Consider the following 15,741-nt stretch of genomic DNA (forward strand, 5'->3'; position numbering starts at 1 on the left):
AAAGAAATGGGTTAGCATCGAATTGTCAAGTACCAATAATCACCGTTTATCGGAAGGGTTGCGCATGTCACACCATGAAAACACCCAAAGCTTGGGAGATTGGTTAGAGACCGTTCTCTCAAACTGGAGGATACGTCGAAGAACTGAATCTGACATGATATTCGGGAGTTCAAGAAGCCGGATATGGTTTTTTTGCGCATTCTTTTTGGTTGGTAATGTTCATGCAGAACTTCCCAAGTTCCTCTCCTTTCCTTTTGAAGGCCAACATATCATAGGAAACGGTTGGCAGTACGTTACGTCGGATAATGGAAAGCCGCATGGCTCAATAGACATCATGTGTTCCTTGGGAACCAATGTTATTGCAGCGGCTGATGGATTGGCAGTTGCTGATACTGCTGGTGCAGGGACTATAGTTATTATCAAACACAATGAAAAGAATGAAAATGGTGAGTACATTTATACATTGTATGGTCATCTGGAATCAGTAGTCGGTGAAATACCTAAAAGAACTGGAATTAGACATAGTGTGAATGACCAAGCAAATACAGCAAGCTGGTTTCCTGTTAAAAGAGGAGGTAAAATCGGTACGTGTGGAAAAAGTAATACGTCTTGGACTCATGTGCATTTTAATGTTTTTGCGGGCAGTTATAAAAATGCTTGTTTTCCAGAGGATCTGTACTCATTATGCAAAGATCATGTAGGTGTTAAGGCTTTTGATCCTTATGATTTGTACGCATCCACGGATGTTGCTAATGGAATAAATTCATCCTCTTATTATCCTCAAATAATCTATAAAAATAGCAAAGATGATGTATATTCTGAAACGACACCTGATTTGACCCGGAATTCCGGGAAAAACTACAAAGGGAGTGGCTCTAGTCGTTTGTGGATTTCTGATCCACCTTTTCCTGCAATATCTGTCATAAAGAATGATGGAACTAATGCCGATTCCAGAGATTTTTTTATAAAAGCAATTGGATTTAATATTCCAGATGGTGTAAATATCAGATTATCCAAATGTTCAAAAGATAATAAAGGGCATGTATACGAAATGGGATGTCTGATGGCTAACATTGATGCAGCAAGAATATCAAGGGTTGATGGCAAAACAATGCATTTTGAATTACCGCAGGAATTTATATTTGATTCATTTTCGCTTGAAGTATTTGAGAATAATGGTAAGAAGTTGAGCGAGGCCAACTTTCCTTTTGTGGATATTGAACCCCAGTCTTGGTTTGGTAAGCAAGCTAGTATTTTTTATTTAAATGGTTACATAAATGGTTATCCTGATTTGGTCGGACTTCGTTTTTTTAAGCCAAACAATTCTATCACCAGAGCTGAATTCCTGAGGCTGCTAGTTAAGTTCTCTGGATTGAGTTGTGAACCAACGTCCTGCAAATCCAATCCTTATATTGATGTAAAAAATAATGAATGGTTTTTTGACTATATCAATATAGCTTTTGAAAAAGGATTGTTGGATGGGTTAAGAAGCAGTTTTGAGCCTTATCGGGCAATAAGTAGAAGTGAGGCTATAGCACTGATAGTAAGAGCTAAAGACAAGAATAAAGAGTCATGTGATTTTAGAGAAAATGATAAGTTTTCTGATGTTTCAGGGAATGATTGGTTTAATGTCCCAATTTGTATTGCAAAAAAGTATAGGTGGGTGGATGGTTATAATAATCCTAATATTTGCACACCCAAGGCAGCACCTTGCGCAAGACCATCAGCGTTGCTGACAAGAGCCGAGGCTGTAGCATTGTTAGATAAGACCTTCCCTCAGTGAGCTTTATGAAGAAATACTACATCATATTAATTTTATTATTCTGCTGCTCTGACTCTTGGGCAGGAATTTGCGAAGGAGAGTATGTCAGTCAATATTCTGATATAAGCAAAAACTATGAATATTGTTCAGATGTTAGATTTACTTCTTCTATGGGGTGGGCTAGAGGGTACTCAGATCGAACTTTTCGTCCAAAAAAAGAAATTACGAGGGCGGAGTTTATGAAAATAGTTTTAATTGCATCAAGAGGTCTCGATCACTTTTCATCAGAAGTCAATGATTGCTTTTCTGATGTGAAAAATACTGATTGGTTTCACAGTTATGTTTGTGTTGCAAAAAATGAAAGTATTGTAAATGGCTACTCTGATAATAAATTTAATCCTCACGAAAATATAAGCTATATTCAAGCTCTAAAGATTGTGCTTGAGGCATTCAAATTTGAAAGACCTATCGGGGTATTTAGGAACTGGTGGGATATTTATATGCTTGAAGCTAGTAGAAGCAATTATTATATCAAGAGTGACATTAATCAAAAGATTACTAGAGAAGAAGCGGTGAGAATTATAAGGCAAGTATATGAAAAAAATGTACTTAAAGTTTTTAAGGATAAAAATGTAACTCTTAAATCCAGTGGTTATTCAAATGCCTTGGTGATTTCTTTTAATTCTGGTTTCTCGGAAGAATTAAGAGGTAATGATGATATTCGAAAATATATGATGATCGCAATTACTTCTTATTTCTACATGGAAGACTATATTTTAGATGGGTTTTCTGAGACTCTTATCAATGGTGCAGTTGAAGATGTTTTGACTAGAGGGAAAATGCAGGGACTGGATATTCTGGAAACTGTTTTCAAGTCTGTTTTTGTTGACCGTAAAATAGGATCGACAAAAGGTAGCTTGTCGATAGCGTTGTTGAAAGAAAATGGCTATTTAAATGGAGATGTTTACATAGCTGGCGGTGATGGTATATATGAGTTTGCTGGTGTTTTTGATGCTCTGAATGAAGAAAAGGTTAATCCTTGTGGATGTACACTGGGAAAAACCCATTTTGATTTTAGTCGCAACAGAAAAGTTCCTAATTGCTATAGCGATGGTTTGTTGGGGATTGGTTGGGGTGGATGTATGGGTGAGGAATGTGGGTTTGAATATTGTGAGTAAAGTATGTCGTCGTTCGTATTAAAGAGGTTGAGTGCCATGATTATTTACATTAGATTGATTCTATTGGTCTGGCTGATAATGCTGCCAGTTGGGTCTTATGCAAGTTATAACATTGACCGCTCTTCTACGACTACTGGCTCTAGCTATTGGGGTAGTAACATTCTGCGTATGGATGCAAGAATTAGTGGCACATATTTATACATTACAGCTTCAAAGCAAACTGGAACTTTTAGTTCGACAGGGACAATGTATCTCAAAACAGGAAGCCCAGAAACTTATGGAGTAAATCGCACTTCGGGTACAATTTATGCGGATTCTTCATCAATAGCCCTTAATCATGATTTGGCAGCTTATACTGGCTACCCCAAAGATTTCTATATCAGGTATGAAAGTAACGATGGTGGTTGGGCATGGGCTGGTCCCATTAGAGTTTCTAGTGCGGCACCCACCGTGAGTGGTCTGTCTGGCAACCAGACGCTGAAAGCGGGTGAAAGCTATAGGCTGGTAGGTACAGTCAATGCAGGCAGTGGTGACAGTTTGAGTTCGGTAACGGCAGCGGTAACAGGGCCAGGCATCAGCACTAGCAACAAAACGGCAATGAACCGTGACAATGTGAATGCCGCTTCTTTCTCACTGAGTAACTTCACTTTCAGCACAGCCACTTTCAGCACACCGGGTGTCTATACTGTTGGAATATGGGCAAAGACAGTACAGCATCCGTCACCCGCCAATGCCCTTGGTTCGTTTACGGTTACGGTCGCAAGCGCGACTCCCTCGGTGAGTGGTCTGTCTGGCAACCAGACGCTGAAAGCGGGTGAAAGCTATAGGCTGGTAGGTACAGTCAATGCAGGCAGTGGTGACAGTTTGAGTTCGGTAACGGCAGCGGTAACAGGGCCAGGCATCAGCACTAGCAACAAAACGGCAATGAACCGTGACAATGTGAATGCCGCTTCTTTCTCACTGAGTAACTTCACTTTCAGCACAGCCACTTTCAGCACACCGGGTGTCTATACTGTTGGAATATGGGCAAAGACAGTACAGCATCCGTCACCCGCCAATGCCCTTGGTTCGTTTACGGTTACGGTCGCAAGCGCGACTCCCTCGGTGAGTGGTCTGTCTGGCAACCAGACGCTGAAAGCGGGTGAAAGCTATAGGCTGGTAGGTACAGTCAATGCAGGCAGTGGTGACAGTTTGAGTTCGGTAACGGCAGCGGTAACAGGGCCAGGCATCAGCACTAGCAACAAAACGGCAATGAACCGTGACAATGTGAATGCCGCTTCTTTCTCACTGAGTAACTTCACTTTCAGCACAGCCACTTTCAGCACACCGGGTGTCTATACTGTTGGAATATGGGCAAAGACAGTACAGCATCCGTCACCCGCCAATGCCCTTGGTTCGTTTACGGTTAATGTATCAAAATCAAAATATATAAATGTTTCAGATTGGGCGCAGGATGCAGCAGATTTTATGGTCACACAAGAGATTGTTGATAATCCAACTAGCTATGACTTACGTGGAACAACCTCAATTAATCGTGCTGAGTTAGCCACTATGCTTTATCGAGCATTAGGTGGTGGAAAGTCCAAGGCGGATATACAATTTGAGACTTGGGCTGGCGGTAATCTACAATCAACTTTTCTAGATATTAATGATGCTTCTGTATGGTATTATGATGAGGTCGCATACTTATCACGTTTGCAATTTGATGATCTTGTTTCAGTATTTGATCGTGGTTATGAGCAGGGCATGAACCCTTTATTTAAACCATCGAGTAATATTAGCCGTGCATGGGCTTTGAAAGCTATCTTGGAAAGTTGGAATTTATCGCCTCTAAAAGCATTTGCTGTTGATGTGGAATTTGATGATGTGCCATTCTCTCATCCAGCAGCAGGTTACATTTATAGTGCATTGGAAAATGGTTTAATTAAAGGTGATGGTGATCAAAATACCTATAGGCCAGATATAAAACTTAACCGTGAAGATGTTTTTGTAATATTGCATAGGCTGATGGATAAATCAGCTAATATTAAAAGTCGACAAATAAATAAACCGCTTATTGATGGAAATGATTTTTTCCAAAGTGATTTTAACGATGGAGAAATTGGAATTCGCTATGAGCAACCTGTTTGCCACAACGTTATTGCACCCAATATTGTTATCCAAAGGGTAAGAGAAGGTGTGCAAACTATTGACGAGGCAGAGTTGTATTCCGTTGACTTACAAATTGGTATTTCAGGAGGAAGTGACTCTTGCATTGACTCAAACAAAATAACGAATCATAAAAACCTGTTCGCTGCATGGCGTGCTGATGGTGGAACGTTTGTAGACTTGACACCTGCTGGAGAAACTCCATTTAGTAAAGTGCGTTGGATTGCGCCTGATCGTTATTCATCAGGAACTACAAGTGGTGTTTATAGAATTGTTGCCTATGTCGGTAATAATTTGGGTATTGAAGTTTCTGAGACTGCCTTGTTGCAAATCACACAGGTAACACCATCATTGAATAAACCAACTGTTTCGCTTAATGCACCGCTTAGCCAAGTGCGTGGTGGTAGCAGTCTCGTGCTTTCTGGTATAGCTCAAGATGGCGGTGACACATCTCGTGCAAACTATGGTATTCGAGAGGTTATGCTTGAATATTCATTTGATGGGGTAACTTGGAACCTTATTGAAAGAAATATACCAATAGATAAAAATAACCGATGGGAGGTTGAGTGGAGTGTGCCTGATATTTATGGGAATCTCACTATTCGCGTACAGTCCATGAATCTTGATGGTAATGCCAATGACGGAGTGATAACCCGTTCAATTGCAGTTGTTCCAGAAATGAGGATAACAGGTTATGTGTTGTCTGATGGTGGAGAACCTTGGGTTAATGCCCAAGTAATACTTGGCGGAAAGTTATCTACCAGTACATTAACAGATAACTATGGTAGTTTCGATTTTGGTGGTTTGGAGGCTGGCGTATACACACTGCAAGCTAAAAAAGATGATATTTCTTCTAAGTCAACAGAAATAACACTGACAGCCAATGCCCCTAAGCCTCAAATTGAAATTATTTTGCAGCTTACCGCTTTTGATACTGACGGTGATGGTTATCCCGATGACAAAGATGCTTTCCCCAATGACCCGAAAGAGTGGCTGGATACGGATGGTAATGGCATCGGTAACAACGCTGATCCCGATGATGACAACGACGGAATGCCTGATACGTGGGAAGCACAACACGGTTTTGATTCTCTGAATTCAACAGATGCAACGCAAGATGCTGATAAGGATAGCTTCACCAATAAGCAGGAATATGATGCTGGCACTGACCCGAACAATGCCAAATCATACCCCGTGACCGCAACCATCAGTTCTGTGACACCCAATACAGCGATTGTTGGAAAACGACTGGAACTGGTGATTACAGGGAAAAACTTAACAGGTAGCATAGACGTTACTTTGTCAGGCTGTGAAGACATGCAAATACGGGCAGATGGTGGCTATCCCCAATTGTCGCCGAAGAGTGCTCTGAATAATGCTGTAGCTCCCCCGACTGCTCCGCCACCACCACCGCCATCAGGCACGCTACCACCATTGCCCGGTGTCGGTGATTTGGTTAACCAGTTTACTGCTAGTTGTATGCCGACAGCGGCAGGTGTGAAAACCGGCATTATTCGCGACAAGGCAGGCAGTGATTACATCCTCAAACAGTTTACGGTAGATGTATCGGCAGCATCCGAAGCGCTTCAGTTCATTGGAAATATTAGTACATCAGCAATGAATTTTGATGATGCCAATAAATATTGCAAAGACAGGGGAACAAGGTTGCCAACTATTGAAGAATTGAGGAATGCCTATCAACTTACCGATACGCCTCTCAGCATTTTGACAGAACACGCAGGCTTTAAGGTTCTGACACAAGAGACAGGACTATGGTCGAGTACACCAAATCCAGACATATCAGGTAATTACTATGTGATATACGGTAATGAAACATGGGCATGGCAAAATTCCTCCAAGCAATCCAAGTACTTTGTTCATTGTGTTGGCAAAGCAGGTACTGCCGCCCCTGATAACCCAGCGATCCATGTTCTCCCAATAATCATGCAACTCTTGATGGAGTGATTTTGATCATGTGTTAGCTGTTCTCACACTCAAACCCGACGATATTGCGGGTTTGTTTGCTGAATTCGATGCCGACCAGATATAACGCGCGTCCGTCGCGGTATTTATCGGCGTAGCGTTTGGTTTTGATTTGTGCCAATGCTGTGCCGCTGCTTTGTTCAGTGTCGATGGCTTTGAACTCGAAAATAAATACCTTGTTGTCCACGATCGCGGTTAGGTCAATTTGTCCGGTGGCGGTGACATCTTCCGCAATGGTGGTCGCACCACAAGCGACCACGTGGGCGTAGAACAGGCTGGCGTAATAGCCTTCGTACTGGTCAATACTATTATTGCGATACCAATCGTGGGGGATGCTGGCGAAGAAGCGTTTGAACGTATCCCGTAGCCCGTCCATGTCTGCTTTTGCCAGTAGGCGGTAGATTTGTATGCTGGTTTGCGGGGCGCGACTGTTGGTTGGGGTGAGATAGCTTAGCAAATGGGTAGTCAAACTGAGTTTGACTTCAAGGTTGGGGTAGCCTAAGACGAGACCCAATTGGTTGCCCATTTGCAGGGTTTCGTGGATGGTGAGGTAGCCGGTTTGGAATAGCAGCACTTCGGCGGGGATATTGTCGATGTCAATACTGCCAAGGCTGGATTCTTGGACTTCGAGGTATTCCAGTTGTGGCAGGTAGTAATGTCCGGTTTTGAGCAAGGTCAGCAGAAAGCTGGGGGTAGCTGTTTCAAACCAGTAGCTGCGAAATTGTTGCCCTTTATCGACAAATAACAAGATGTCAAACGGATTGTAAACGGATTCTCCTAACCAGTTGTAGCCGTTATACCATGCCCTCACGCGTGCCATATCCGCGCCTTTTAGATGGTCATGAAAATGGTGTTCCAGTTCACTTTGGGTGTAGCCGCACAAGGCGCTGTAACGCGCATCCAGTGTGATGTCGTTGAGGTTGTTTAACCCGCTGAAAAGTGAGACTTGGGAAAATTTGGATACGCCGGTCAATAGTACAAAGCGCAGCAGGGTGTCGCGCCCTTTCAGTACCGAATAGAGGTTTTTCAAACCGTCACGCAATTCGGCGGCGCGTTGGCTGTCCAGAATTTGGTCGAGAATGGGTTTGTCGTATTCGTCGATCAGCACTACCGCAGGTTGCCCGTAGTGTTCAACAGCTCGCTCAAGTAGGCGGGAAAATTGCAGGGGAATGTCATCCGTTCCGGGTAGTTCGATTTCTAGGCGTTTGGCATTGTCGTGCAACTGTGCGCGGATACGGTTATCCAGTTGCGCCCGGTCGGTATGCACGCCGTCGTTGAAGGTGATGTGGATGACGGGGTGTTTTTTTGTCCAGTCCCATAGCGGGTGAATGGCTAAGCCTTGGAACAATGATTCGTTGCCCTCGAAGAGTTCTTTGAGGGTGTCAACCAGCAGGGATTTACCGAAGCGGCGCGGGCGGGAGAGGAAGTGATAGCGGCTGGTTGTCACCAGTTGGTGAATCAGGGCGGTTTTGTCCACGTAGACGCAGCCGTCGTTGAGGATGCTGCTGAGGGTGCTGATGCCGATGGGGAGTTTTTTCATACAAGATGCTTGCAAGCTGAGAACAAGGTTTAAGTATAGCGGAAGCGCTGAGGCAGGGTGTAAAAACGGATGCCTTCTACCTTCGGTGGGCATCCCTCCTACGCTCTGCTATCCTACACCTACCCACCACCATACTTAACATGACAACGAGGTAGGCATGGACACCACTCCCAGCAACATCGGTTTAATCGGTCTCGGCGTAATGGGGTCAAACCTCGCGCTCAACCTGAATGACCACGGCTATTCCTTAAGCGTTTACAACCGCACTTACACCCTCACCGAACACTTCATGGCGCAACAGGCACAGGGTCGCACGATCCAAGCCGCGCAAACCTTACCCGAATTCGTCAACCAACTGGCGCAGCCACGCATTATTATGCTGATGGTCACGGCAGGGCGGGCGGTCGATGCGGTGATCGAACAATTGCTACCGCTGCTCAACCCCAACGACATTATTATCGATGGTGGCAATTCCAACTACAAAGACACTACGCGCCGTTGGCAGGAGTTGACGGCGAAAAGCCTTCGTTTTGTCGGCATGGGCGTATCCGGCGGGGAAGAGGGCGCACGGCATGGCCCTTCTCTCATGCCCGGTGGCGCGGTGGAAGCATGGTCGGACATTCGCGCCATGTTCCAAGCCGTTGCTTCCAAAGTCGATGGTGTTCCCTGCTGCCAATGGCTGGGCGAAGGCGGTTCGGGGCATTACGTCAAAATGGTGCACAACGGCATCGAATACGGCGATATGCAATTGATTGCCGAAGCCTGCCACCTGATGCAACACGCGCTGGGAATGGATTGCGATGCAATGGCGGATACGTTTGCCGCGTGGAATCAAGGCAAGCTCGAATCGTATTTGATCGACATTACCAGCCAGATTTTGCGCCAGAAAGACGTGGACGGTAGCCCACTCGTTACCAAAATCCTCGACCGTGCCGGGCAAAAAGGCACGGGGTTGTGGACGGCGCAAGACGCACTCGAACACGCCGTGCCACTGACGTTGATTGGTGAAGCGGTTCATGCGCGGATGTTGTCGGCGCGTAAGGATGAGCGTGTCGCTGCCTCCCAAATCTTGGGCGGTTTAGCAGCACCTGTGGCGGCAGAACAGCGGCACGCCTATCTCGATGCCATCCACGATGCGTTGTATGCGGCGAAGCTGGTGTCGTATGCGCAAGGTTTCATGCTGATGCAAACCGCTGCCCAACAATACGGCTGGCATTTGCCGTATGGCGACATTGCCTTGCTGTGGCGGGCGGGTTGCATTATTCGCAGCCGTTTCTTGGGTGACATTAAAGCCAGCTTTGAACGTGAACCAGTGCCGCAAAGTCTGTTGCAAGACCCGTTTTTTGCAGTGGAACTCAAGCAAGCTGCCAGTGGTTGGCGTAAAGCGGTGGCGTTAGCGGTGATGCAGGGTGTGCCTGCTCCCGCGTTGTCGTCGGCGCTGGCATTTTTTGATGGTTATCGTTGTGCAGAGGGTTCGGCGAATATTTTGCAAGCGCAACGGGATTATTTCGGGGCGCATACCTACCAGCGGATTGACCGCGACCCGGCACTGCATTTTCATACGCATTGGGGCGCTTCGACTGCGCTCAGCGCACAGGGTGCGGAGGAGCAGCTATGAGTTGTGGTTGTGTGGGAATTTCGCACGCTTACGTTATTTTTGGGGCGACGGGCAATTTGGCGGTGCACAAGTTATTGCCAGCACTTTACCAACTGCATTGCATGGGGCATTTGGCGGATGATGTGGAAATCCTCGGCTGCGGGCGCACCCCGTTTACGCAGGTTTCTTGGCAGGCAGAAGTGCGCCAGCAATTGGTAAAGCAAGGTGTGGCTGACGATGCGGCGTTGGAGGGGTTTATCCAGCGGCTGGATTATTTGGCGGGAAGTTTGACGGAGGCGACGTTTTACCAAGCCTTGGGCGCGTGGATTCAGAGCGATGGTGAATGCGCCAATAATGTGATTTTCTACCTCTCGGTCAGCCCGGATTTGTATGTCACTGTCACGGAAAGGTTGGCAGCGGCGCAATTGTTGGATGAGGCGCAAGGCTTTCGGCGCATGGTGATCGAAAAGCCATTTGGTCACGATTTGGAATCGGCGCGGACGTTGCAGCACAGCCTCAGCGAGCACCTTAAGGAAGAGCAGATTTACCGCATTGACCATTACGTGGGCAAAGAGGCGGTGCAAAATTTGCTGGTGCTGCGTTTCGCTAACCTGATTCTAGAGCCGTTGTGGAATCGTTATCACATTGACCACATTCAGATTACCCACGCGGAAACGGTAGGGGTGGACGGGCGTGCCAGCTATTACGACAAGAGCGGCGGGGCGGTGCGCGACATGATTCAAAGCCATTTGCTGCAAGTGATGGCGTTGCTGGCAATGGAACCACCCGTGTCGTTGGAAGCGGAAGCCTTGCGCAATGAAAAGGTCAAAGTGTTGCAATCCATTCGTCCGGTGAATTTGGAGGCGCTTGCGACTCATGCGATACGCGGGCAATACGCGGCGGGCGAGGTGAAGGGTGAGGCTGTCCCCGGTTATTTGCAGGAAATGGGGGTGGCAGCGGGTAGCCATACCGAATCTTATGCGGCGATGAAGCTGTATATCGACAATTGGCGTTGGAAGGATGTGCCGTTTTATTTGCGCACGGGCAAGCGCTTGAAAGAGCGGCGGTCGTTGGTGGCAGTACGTTTTAAGCAGCCGCCGATGCAGTTGTTTAAGGGCAGCGGGGTGTATCAGCCGCATCCGAATTGGTTGCTGATTGGGATTCAGCCAGAAGACGCGGTGCGCATGGAAATTTCCGCGAAAGTGCCGGGGCTGGAAATGCACACGCGCCAGATTGTGATGGATGCGTCGGTGAGTACGCCGGGTGAGCGCAAGGCAGAGGCGTATGAGGAATTGTTGCTGGATGTGATCAAGGGCGACCGTTCGTTGTTTTTGCGCTATGACGAGGTGAAAGCCGCGTGGACGGTGGTTGATCCGGTGATGCAGCGTTGGGCTGATGATGAGCAGTTGCCGTTGCAATACCCCGCAGGTGGTTGGGGGCCGAAGGCGGCGGAAAAGATTTTTGGGGATTCGGATCGCGCGTGGCGGCATACCTTGTCGTGCAATGGAGGTGAGTAATGTTACCAGCGAATACAGAAGTGTTGGTGGATGCGGAGGCGGTGGCGCAGCGGGCGTGTGAGTGGATTGCAGCGGCGGCAGCGGTGGCGATTCGTGAGCGCGGGGTGTTTCGCTTGGTACTGGCGGGGGGCGGTACGCCGCAGCGGGCGTATGTTTTGCTGGCGGATACGTTGCAGGATTGGGATCGGTGGGAGATTTTTTGGGGGGATGAGCGGTGTTTGCCAGTTGAGCATGTCGAGCGTAATTCGCGGATGAGCTTGCCAACGGCGCGGCGGTTTCCGATTCCGGCGGAGTTGGGGGCGGCAGCGGCGGCGGTGGCGTATGCGCAGACGATTAGTGAGAAATTGCCGTTTGATGTGGTGATGTTGGGGATGGGGGAAGATGGGCATACGGCGAGTTTGTTTCCGGGGTTTGTGGATGATCCCGCCGCGTTAACACAGACCGTGTTTGATGCGCCGAAGCCGCCGCCGGAGCGGGTGAGTTTGAGTGTGGCGGCGTTGCAGGCGTGTCGGCAGCAATTGGTGTTGGTCACGGGGGCGGGTAAGGTTGAGGCGTTGGCGCAATGGCGTAGCGGGGCGCGTTTGCCGATTGCGTTGGCGGTGCGGGAGGATGCTTGCTTGTTGGTGGATATTGCCGCTTACGGTCAATAGTTGGCATTCCCCCGACAAACGGGCAAAATAAGCGATCTTTTATTCACTGATAGGGCTTGCAATGGCTATTTACCCCGGAATGTACCCTTACACCCGTATGCGCAGGATGCGCCGTGATGATTTTTCCCGCCGTTTAATGCGCGAAAACGTGCTGACTGCCAATGATTTGATTTGGCCAGTGTTTGTGATGGAAGGCGAAAATCAGCGCGAAGCCATTGCCTCCATGCCCGGTGTGGAGCGCATTAGCATTGATCTGCTGGTGAAAGAAGCGGAAGCAGCGTTCAAGCTGGGTATTCCGGCGATGGCGATTTTCCCCGTGACACCGCAATCCGCGAAAACGGATAAGGCGGAAGAGGCGTGGAATCCCGATGGTTTAGCGCAACGCGCGGTACGGGCGATCAAAGCGGCTGTGCCGGAATTGGGTGTGATTACCGATGTGGCGCTTGACCCGTTCACCTCGCACGGGCAAGACGGTTTGATGGATGAAAACGGTTATATCCTCAACGATGAAACGGTGTCGGCGTTGACTAAGCAAGCGCTTTCCCACGCCGAAGCTGGCGCGGATGTGGTTGCACCGTCGGATATGATGGATGGGCGTATTGGCGAAATCCGTGACGTGTTGGAACAGCATGGGCATTTGAACACGCGCATCTTGGCGTATTCCGCGAAATACGCTTCCAGCTTTTATGGCCCGTTTCGCGATGCGGTCGGTTCGGCGGCGAATTTGAAGGGTGGCAATAAATACAGCTACCAGATGGACCCTGCCAATTCCGACGAAGCCTTGTGGGAAGTCGCGCTCGACCTGCAAGAAGGCGCGGATATGGTGATGATTAAGCCGGGAATGCCCTACCTCGACATCGTGCGCCGCATCAAAGAAGAGTTCAAAGCGCCCACTTACGTCTATCAAGTCAGCGGCGAATACGCGATGTTCAAAGCGGCGGGCATGAATGGTTGGATTAATGAAAAAGCGTGTGTGATGGAAGCATTGTTGGGGATGAAGCGGGCGGGTGCGGATGGCATTTTGACGTATTACGCCAAGCAAGTGGCGGAGTGGTTGAAGCATGACTGACAACTACGCCGTCTTCGGCAACCCCATTGCCCACAGCAAATCCCCGCGCATCCACACCCTATTCGGCGCACAAACCGGCGAAGCGGTGGAATACGGCGCAATCTGTGCCGAGCCGGAAGAATTCGCGCAAGACGTAATGTTTTTCCTCGTGGCGGGCGGCAAAGGTTGTAATATCACCGTCCCTTTCAAGCAAGAAGCGTGGGAGCTGGTGGACGAACTCAGCGATTACGCCGCCCGCGCCAAAGCCGTGAATACGCTGGCTTTCCGCGATGATGGCACGATGGTCGGACATAATACCGACGGCATCGGCATCGTGCGCGATTTGCAGCAAAACCACGGTATCTGCTTGCAGGGTAAACGTATTCTGCTGTTGGGAGCGGGTGGTGCAGTGCGCGGCGTATTGCAACCGTTGCTAGAAGCGCAACCCGTCAACTTGTTCATCGCTAACCGGACTGCCGAGAAAGCGGTGGAATTAGCGCACGATTTCGCCGAATTCGGGCAAGTGTCCGGTGGTGGCTTTGCGGACATCAGCGGGCAGTTTGACCTGATTATCAACGGCACGGCTGCCAGCTTGCAGGGTGAGTTACCACCACTGCCTGATGGTTGCTTAGCAGAGAATGGTTGCACTTACGACATGATGTACAGCGCCAAGCCCACGGCATTTGTGGTATGGGGCAGGGCGCAAGGCGCTGCTCAAGCCTTGGATGGGCTGGGGATGTTGGTCGAGCAAGCGGCAGAAGCATTCTGCATCTGGCGCGGTGTGCGTCCTGACACCGCGCCGGTGTTGGCACAATTGCGGGAAGAATTAAGCCGCCAGTAAATCCACGCCCGCCTGTTTGAGCATTTCACTCAAACGAATCAGCGGCAACCCCATCAAGGCGCTGGGGTCGTCGCCGTGCATACGCTTAAATAAAGTAATTCCCAAACTTTCCGAACGGAAACTCCCTGCACAGTTGTACGGCTGATCTTTGCGCAGGTACGCATCAATTTCAGCATCGTTCAATTCACGAAAATCCACCGCAAATGGCACAACATCCAACTGATACAACCCATCACGGCTGTCATACAGGCACAAGCCCGTCAGGAACGCGACCGTTTGCCCCGATGAGTTTTGTAATTGCTGCATGGCATTCTCATGATTACCCGGTTTGCCGATCACTTGCTCGTGTAAAACCGCACACTGATCCGAACCAATAATCAATGCATCCGGGTGTTGCGCCGCGACCGCTTGGGCTTTCTGCAAGGATAAGCGCAACACCATCTCACGCGCACTTTCACCGTCCAGACGGGTTTCGTCGATGTCGGGGGCGGCAGTGTTAAAGGGGCAATGCAGGCGTTGCATCAGTTCGCGGCGGTAGGGGGAGGTCGAGCCAAGGATCAAAGTTCGCGTCATCGTTTAAAGTATCCCAATAAAAAAACAGAAATTTCTTTACACATTATAGGCTGGATTCATATAATCCCGCGCTTATGTTGAACAGACTACCCGTAGACGTTAATCCCTTTAAACTGGTTGAGCAAGGAAGATGCTTAACCGGTGTTGTGCCGTTGCAGCAATTACCGCGTTTGGCGGCGCTTGCTTTAGATGGAACGGAGGATATGGCCGTCACATTGGACTTCACCCGCAGTGCAGGTGGTCGCCCAATGATCAAAGGGCATATCCGTGGCAATATCGTGTTGGAATGCCAACGTTGTATGCAGCCCGTGACTATTGCCCTTGATGCGCCCGTACAAGTAGCACTGACAACGTTTGAGTCGGATGAACGCCCCGAACAAGAAGGCTTAGAGGCTTGGTTGATCGAGGATGAACGGCTGTTTATACAGGATTTCGTTGAAGATGAAATTCTTCTGGCTCTGCCTTTAGTGGCAAAGCACGAACAGTGTGAACCGTTGCGCAAGTTGATTGAAGCCTTGCCGTCGGATGAGCCTGTTACAGAAAATGAGCAAGAGGATGTTGCGGCGAGCGCCAAAAAAAATCCCTTTGCAGTGTTAAAAAATTGGAAAAAACCGGAGTAACAGACTATGGCAGTCGGTCAAGCTCGAATGACTCGTTCAAAACGCGGTATGCGCCGTTCACACGATTCCCTGAAAAACCCTACGTTGTCAGTGGATGCGACTTCAGGTGAAACGCACCTGCGTCATCACATGACGAAAGACGGTTTCTATCGTGGTCGTCAGATCATCAAAACAGCCGTTGAAGTGGATGACGAAGCGTAAGTGGTAACACGTTACGCTGCTTCTCAACACAATCAACGAAAATCGCGGGCTTGACCCGCGATTTTTTTTCAAGAAAGGGGATA

12 protein-coding genes are annotated in these 15,741 nt (G+C 48.5%); 10 read left to right on the forward strand and 2 right to left on the reverse strand.

The genetic code is table 11. The features are described 5' to 3' along the window. The first annotated feature begins 64 nt into the window (after positions 1-64). Genes L3K52_11300 through L3K52_11310 form a run of 3 tightly spaced genes read left to right on the forward strand, consistent with a single transcriptional unit; the run spans position 65 to position 7,053 of the window. Positions 65-1,783 (forward strand): S-layer homology domain-containing protein, encoded by a 1,719-nt coding sequence (locus L3K52_11300; GenBank protein UOG90785.1) that lies wholly within the window; start codon positions 65-67, stop codon positions 1,781-1,783. Positions 1,784-1,788: 5 nt separating this feature from the next. Then, positions 1,789-2,940: an S-layer homology domain-containing protein gene (locus L3K52_11305; GenBank protein UOG90786.1), complete on the forward strand. Its 1,152-nt coding sequence runs from the start codon at positions 1,789-1,791 to the stop codon at positions 2,938-2,940. 36 nt (positions 2,941-2,976) lie between these two features. After that, positions 2,977-7,053, forward strand: a complete 4,077-nt coding sequence (locus L3K52_11310) for a carboxypeptidase regulatory-like domain-containing protein (GenBank protein ID UOG90787.1) — start codon at positions 2,977-2,979, stop codon at positions 7,051-7,053. Between the two features lie 13 nt (positions 7,054-7,066). Here L3K52_11310 and L3K52_11315 read toward each other — a convergent pair whose 3' ends face one another. Beyond that, positions 7,067-8,611 carry an ATP-binding protein gene (locus L3K52_11315; GenBank protein UOG90788.1) on the reverse strand — a complete coding sequence of 515 codons (1,545 nt, stop codon included), beginning with the start codon at positions 8,609-8,611 and terminating at the stop codon, positions 7,067-7,069. Between the two features lie 157 nt (positions 8,612-8,768). Here L3K52_11315 and gnd point away from each other — a divergent pair, with 157 nt between their 5' ends. The 5 genes from gnd to aroE all read left to right on the forward strand — a co-directional run bounded on the left by gnd (position 8,769) and on the right by aroE (position 14,264). Then, positions 8,769-10,229, forward strand: coding sequence for a decarboxylating NADP(+)-dependent phosphogluconate dehydrogenase (gene gnd, locus L3K52_11320; protein ID UOG90789.1), 1,461 nt, complete (start codon positions 8,769-8,771; stop codon positions 10,227-10,229). Then, entirely contained in the window at positions 10,226-11,725 is a 1,500-nt protein-coding gene (gene zwf / locus L3K52_11325; protein UOG90790.1) for a glucose-6-phosphate dehydrogenase, read from the forward strand. The genes gnd and zwf overlap by 4 nt, the downstream gene beginning before the upstream one ends. Next, positions 11,725-12,375: a 6-phosphogluconolactonase gene (pgl, locus tag L3K52_11330; GenBank protein ID UOG90791.1), complete on the forward strand. Its 651-nt coding sequence runs from the start codon at positions 11,725-11,727 to the stop codon at positions 12,373-12,375. Before zwf ends, pgl begins: the two co-directional genes overlap by 1 nt. A 61-nt stretch (positions 12,376-12,436) precedes the next feature. Next, positions 12,437-13,444, forward strand: a complete 1,008-nt coding sequence (gene hemB / locus L3K52_11335) for a porphobilinogen synthase (protein UOG90792.1) — start codon at positions 12,437-12,439, stop codon at positions 13,442-13,444. Next, positions 13,437-14,264 carry a shikimate dehydrogenase gene (gene aroE, locus L3K52_11340; protein ID UOG90793.1) on the forward strand — a complete coding sequence of 276 codons (828 nt, stop codon included), beginning with the start codon at positions 13,437-13,439 and terminating at the stop codon, positions 14,262-14,264. Before hemB ends, aroE begins: the two co-directional genes overlap by 8 nt. Here the strand turns inward: aroE and L3K52_11345 are convergent. Beyond that, positions 14,250-14,837: a Maf family nucleotide pyrophosphatase gene (locus tag L3K52_11345; GenBank protein UOG90794.1), complete on the reverse strand. Its 588-nt coding sequence runs from the start codon at positions 14,835-14,837 to the stop codon at positions 14,250-14,252. The two genes, aroE and L3K52_11345, sit on opposite strands and share 15 nt — an antisense overlap. A 203-nt stretch (positions 14,838-15,040) precedes the next feature. On the opposite strand from L3K52_11345, the gene L3K52_11350 reads away from it, so the two are divergent. Beyond that, positions 15,041-15,457: a DUF177 domain-containing protein gene (locus L3K52_11350; protein UOG90795.1), complete on the forward strand. Its 417-nt coding sequence runs from the start codon at positions 15,041-15,043 to the stop codon at positions 15,455-15,457. Positions 15,458-15,463: 6 nt separating this feature from the next. After that, positions 15,464-15,658: a 50S ribosomal protein L32 gene (rpmF, locus tag L3K52_11355; GenBank protein UOG90796.1), complete on the forward strand. Its 195-nt coding sequence runs from the start codon at positions 15,464-15,466 to the stop codon at positions 15,656-15,658. The last annotated feature ends 83 nt before the right edge of the window (positions 15,659-15,741 follow it).

The organism is Candidatus Thiothrix sulfatifontis (assembly GCA_022828425.1).
In the GTDB taxonomy this organism is placed as follows: Bacteria; Pseudomonadota; Gammaproteobacteria; order Thiotrichales; family Thiotrichaceae; genus Thiothrix; species Thiothrix sulfatifontis.

Excerpts from the sequence above, each read along its gene's own strand:
- L3K52_11315 (UOG90788.1), bottom strand. The coding sequence starts at position 8,611 with ATGAAAAAACTCCCCATCGGCATCAGCACCCTCAGCAGCATCCTCAAC.
- zwf (UOG90790.1), top strand. The coding sequence starts at position 10,226 with ATGAGTTGTGGTTGTGTGGGAATTTCGCACGCTTACGTTATTTTTGGG.
- L3K52_11300 (UOG90785.1), top strand. The coding sequence starts at position 65 with ATGTCACACCATGAAAACACCCAAAGCTTGGGAGATTGGTTAGAGACC.
- L3K52_11345 (UOG90794.1), bottom strand. The coding sequence starts at position 14,837 with ATGACGCGAACTTTGATCCTTGGCTCGACCTCCCCCTACCGCCGCGAA.
- L3K52_11305 (UOG90786.1), top strand. The coding sequence starts at position 1,789 with ATGAAGAAATACTACATCATATTAATTTTATTATTCTGCTGCTCTGAC.
- gnd (UOG90789.1), top strand. The coding sequence starts at position 8,769 with ATGGACACCACTCCCAGCAACATCGGTTTAATCGGTCTCGGCGTAATG.
- L3K52_11350 (UOG90795.1), top strand. The coding sequence starts at position 15,041 with ATGGCCGTCACATTGGACTTCACCCGCAGTGCAGGTGGTCGCCCAATG.
- L3K52_11310 (UOG90787.1), top strand. The coding sequence starts at position 2,977 with ATGATTATTTACATTAGATTGATTCTATTGGTCTGGCTGATAATGCTG.
- rpmF (UOG90796.1), top strand. The coding sequence starts at position 15,464 with ATGGCAGTCGGTCAAGCTCGAATGACTCGTTCAAAACGCGGTATGCGC.
- pgl (UOG90791.1), top strand. The coding sequence starts at position 11,725 with ATGTTACCAGCGAATACAGAAGTGTTGGTGGATGCGGAGGCGGTGGCG.
- aroE (UOG90793.1), top strand. The coding sequence starts at position 13,437 with ATGACTGACAACTACGCCGTCTTCGGCAACCCCATTGCCCACAGCAAA.
- hemB (UOG90792.1), top strand. The coding sequence starts at position 12,437 with ATGGCTATTTACCCCGGAATGTACCCTTACACCCGTATGCGCAGGATG.